1 rRNA gene is annotated in these 856 nt (G+C 58.9%); it reads right to left on the bottom strand.

Annotated features, from left to right (window positions below):
- Window positions 1-849, bottom strand: a 16S ribosomal RNA gene (locus tag ACLBYD_RS30705); the annotation flags it as partial.
- Between the last annotated feature and the right edge of the window lie 7 nt (window positions 850-856).

Below are 856 nucleotides of genomic sequence, written 5' to 3'. Positions count from 1 at the left end.
TAATGCGTTGGCTACGGCACGGATCCCGTGGAAGGAAACCCACACCTAGCGCCCACCGTTTACGGCGTGGACTACCAGGGTATCTAATCCTGTTCGCTACCCACGCTTTCGCTCCTCAGCGTCAGTTACTGCCCAGAGACCCGCCTTCGCCACCGGTGTTCCTCCTGATATCTGCGCATTTCACCGCTACACCAGGAATTCCAGTCTCCCCTGCAGTACTCGAGTCTGCCCGTATCGCCTGCAAGCCCGCAGTTGAGCTGCGGGATTTCACAGACGACGCGACAAACCGCCTACGAGCTCTTTACGCCCAGTAATTCCGGACAACGCTCGCACCCTACGTATTACCGCGGCTGCTGGCACGTAGTTGGCCGGTGCTTCTTCTGCAGGTACCGTCACTTGCGCTTCGTCCCTGCTGAAAGAGGTTTACAACCCGAAGGCCGTCATCCCTCACGCGGCGTCGCTGCATCAGGCTTGCGCCCATTGTGCAATATTCCCCACTGCTGCCTCCCGTAGGAGTCTGGGCCGTGTCTCAGTCCCAGTGTGGCCGGTCGCCCTCTCAGGCCGGCTACCCGTCGTCGCCTTGGTAGGCCATTACCCCACCAACAAGCTGATAGGCCGCGGGCTCATCCTGCACCGAAAAACTTTCCACCCCAGGACATGCATCCCGAGGTCATATCCGGTATTAGACCCAGTTTCCCAGGCTTATCCCAGAGTGCAGGGCAGATCACCCACGTGTTACTCACCCGTTCGCCACTAATCCACCCAGCAAGCTGGGCTTCATCGTTCGACTTGCATGTGTTAAGCACGCCGCCAGCGTTCGTCCTGAGCCAGGATCAAACTCTCCGTTGAAGACTCA

The organism is Rhodococcus sp. C26F (genome assembly GCF_053345925.1).
The sequence above is the reverse complement of the archived record's forward strand: the minus strand, read 5'-3'. Positions and strand labels throughout refer to the sequence as shown.